We start from the raw sequence: 2,806 nt of genomic DNA on the forward strand, positions 1-2,806 counted from the left end.
GTAACCGCCCGGTTGTTACCGCGGCGGCTGAGCCTTGAAGCGGGCGGCAAGTTCGGGATCATCGACGAAGTCGTCGAGGAAGGCGTGCCAGGTCTCGGTCGAGCGGCGTGCATCTCTGAGCATGTCACTCAGTTCGTCGATGCCAATGTCGGTTAGCGCGGTGATGGCCTCGTCTGGGCCAGTGTAGACGCTGATGATGGCGCCGTATGTGAGGTTGTCATCATTCCAGACAATGGCTTCTAGCAACTCCACCTCCTCGTCGAGGATCCTGGCGACATAGTCGAGGGAGCGAACGTGGGTGATTGCGGCCATCAGGCGGCCAGTGCTTGCGGGGCGCTGAGCGGTGCCCAGTTCCAGGGCAGCAGTTCGTCGAGCCGGTTGATCTTGTGATCGTGAATACGGTCGAGCACATCGGCGATGTACGCCTGCGGGTCGAGGCTGTTCATCTTGGCGCTTTCGATAATCGTCATGGCACGCGCCAGGGTCTCGGCACCCGCGTCGGCACCGGCGAACAACCAGTTGCGTCTTCCAAGACCAATGGGGCGCACGGCGCGTTCAGCGGCATTGTTATCAATGGCAACGCGTCCATCGTCGACGAACAGGCAGAATGCATGCCAACGGCCGAGCCCATATCGAAAGGCACTGGCCAGGTCACTCTTGGTCGGGATGCGGGTGAGTTGCTGCTCGGCCCAGGCACGAAATGCCTCGAGCTTGGGCTTGCTATGCTCCTGGCGCAGGGCATGCCGAACGTCGGCGGGCTTGCCGACGATCTCGCGCTCGATGTCGTAAAGCTGGCCGATACGATCGAGCGCCTCGCGTGCTATCGGGGACTTGTTCGCTTTCCAGATGTCGTGGAAGTCACGCCGCAGGTGCGCGAAGCAGGCAGCTTCCCGGAAGCGCGGTTCGCCGTCCACGCCGGGTTCGTACAACTTGGCATATCCCTTGTAGGCGTCGGCCTGGAGAATGCCGCCCGCCTTGCGAAGGTGATCTTGCACGTGCTCCGCCTTCCAGTTGGGAGCGAAGCGAAAAACAACACCCGGCGGCGCCGGGCCGACCCACGGCCGTTGATCGCAGACATAGGCCCAGATCCTGCCTTGCTTCACGCCCTTGCCGAGCCCCTTGGCTCGTCTGGCATGGTCAAGCACCCGGATCGGTGTGTCGTCGGCATGGATAATGTCGCTGGCCAGAACGGCGGTCTCGATCCGTTCGATGAGGGGCTGCAGGGTTCGCATCGCCCTGCCACACCAATCGGCCAACGTGCTGCGGGGAATGTCGACGCCCATGCGGGCGAGGATCTCGTTCTGCCGGTACAGCGGCAAATGGTCGTCGAACTTCGAGACGAGCACGTGAGCCAGCAGACCGCTCCCGGCCATGCTGCCAGGGATCGGGCGGCTCGGGGCCGGCACCTGCACCATCTTCTCACAGCAACGGCAGGACTTCTTCGGACGCGCCACCTCGATGACCTTCAGCTTGGCCGTGATCATCTCGATGATCTCGCTGACGTCCTCGCCGACCAGGCGCAACTCGCCCCCGCAATCGGGACAGGCGCTGCCCGGGTCGAGTTCCTTGCGCTCGCGTGGCGTATCCGGCGCGACGCGCGGGCGCCGGAAGGTGCCGCGTGTGCTGGCAGCGGGGGTGGGCGTCTCATCGTCGTCGGCCTCATGCGGCGCGGCGACACTTTGCGCCGTGGCGACCAGTATATCCTCCAGCGCGAGTTCCAGCTGCTCGATCTCGCGTTCGATCTTCTCCGAGGACTTGCCGAAGACCTGCTTCTTCAATTTGGCGATGCGCAGACGCAGGGCCTGGGCCATCAGATCGTGCGCCCGGACTGTGGCCGCCAACTTCGCGTTTTGCGCTTGCAAGTCGGCGATCATCGCCTTCAGCAAAGCTGGGTCTTCGGGAAGATCTTGCGCCGCGCTCAGCATGATCCTGCTTACCCGCGAGCGCCAGGAAAATCCACGAAAACCGGCAGATAGGGAAGGAAAATCAGCCCACTCGGGCCGGCGGCGCACCCCAGCCAGGGCGTCTCCAGTCAATGCCTTCCCAGAGCATAGCCAGCTGCGCCGACGTCAACCGCACCGTCCCGTCCGCCGCCAAGGGCCAGGGAAAACGGCCGCGCTGCAGAACTTTGTAGTACAGGCAAAATCCCTGGCCGTCCCAGTACAGCAACTTCACCCTGTCACCACGTCGTCCTCGAAAGGCGAAAACGGCACCGCCGGTTGGCTTCTGTCGCAGCACCGTCTCGGCTAACTGAGCAAGGCCCGTAATCCCTTTGCGCATATCCGTCACGCCACAAGCCAGGTAAACCCGTACACCAGTTCCCGGTCCGATCACGCAGCTTCAACCGATCGGATGAGCCGGGTCAGGGTGGTGGCATCGATACCGCTATCGAAGCAAAGATGCCGTCCTTGGGCCAAGCGCAACTCGACCATCGACATTGTAGTCGGCCGCTCCTCGTACGCAAACTCAGCGTTCCTGCCGGCGGTGACCATGCCAACGGGGAGGAATACCGGCTCAGCCAGGGTTGGCAACAAAGCGCGCTTCTTCAGATCGTGCCGCCAAGTGTAGATCTGCTGCCGCGTCACATCATGGCGCCGCGCCACATCCGCCAGCGTCGCCCCATTGACGCCCACAGCCCCGATGATCTCGAGCTTCTGCTCATCCGTCCACCGCCGGCGACGTTCCCGACCCAATATCTCCGCCCGCATCGTAATCCTCAATCAAGATACGTCGCTAACGACGTCGCTATGACCGTCTCTACGAAATCACTGCGCCATCAGACAGGCGGTGCCAATCGGTCGGTTAC

Annotated in this window: 4 protein-coding genes; all 4 read right to left on the reverse strand. The window is 62.8% G+C overall.

Annotated features, from left to right (window positions below):
- Positions 1-15: 15 nt before the first annotated feature.
- The 4 genes from K7W03_RS27065 to tnpA all read right to left on the reverse strand — a co-directional run bounded on the left by K7W03_RS27065 (position 16) and on the right by tnpA (position 2,708).
- Positions 16-312, reverse strand: a complete 297-nt coding sequence (locus K7W03_RS27065) for a hypothetical protein (RefSeq protein WP_222888044.1) — start codon at positions 310-312, stop codon at positions 16-18.
- Positions 312-1,925, reverse strand: a complete 1,614-nt coding sequence (tnpC, locus tag K7W03_RS27070; RefSeq protein ID WP_222888046.1) for an IS66 family transposase — start codon at positions 1,923-1,925, stop codon at positions 312-314. The genes K7W03_RS27065 and tnpC overlap by 1 nt, the downstream gene beginning before the upstream one ends.
- 61 nt (positions 1,926-1,986) lie before the next feature.
- Positions 1,987-2,334, reverse strand: coding sequence for an IS66 family insertion sequence element accessory protein TnpB (gene tnpB / locus K7W03_RS27075; RefSeq protein ID WP_319024354.1), 348 nt, complete (start codon positions 2,332-2,334; stop codon positions 1,987-1,989).
- Positions 2,331-2,708: an IS66-like element accessory protein TnpA gene (gene tnpA, locus K7W03_RS27080; RefSeq protein ID WP_222888048.1), complete on the reverse strand. Its 378-nt coding sequence runs from the start codon at positions 2,706-2,708 to the stop codon at positions 2,331-2,333. Before tnpA ends, tnpB begins: the two co-directional genes overlap by 4 nt.
- Positions 2,709-2,806: the final 98 nt, after the last annotated feature.

Origin of the sequence: Sphingobium sp. PNB, from assembly GCF_019873065.1 — a bacterium.
GTDB classification, from domain to species: domain Bacteria; phylum Pseudomonadota; class Alphaproteobacteria; order Sphingomonadales; family Sphingomonadaceae; genus Sphingobium; species Sphingobium fuliginis.

Excerpts from the sequence above, each read along its gene's own strand:
- K7W03_RS27065 (WP_222888044.1), bottom strand. The coding sequence starts at position 312 with ATGGCCGCAATCACCCACGTTCGCTCCCTCGACTATGTCGCCAGGATC.
- tnpC (WP_222888046.1), bottom strand. The coding sequence starts at position 1,925 with ATGCTGAGCGCGGCGCAAGATCTTCCCGAAGACCCAGCTTTGCTGAAG.
- tnpA (WP_222888048.1), bottom strand. The coding sequence starts at position 2,708 with ATGCGGGCGGAGATATTGGGTCGGGAACGTCGCCGGCGGTGGACGGAT.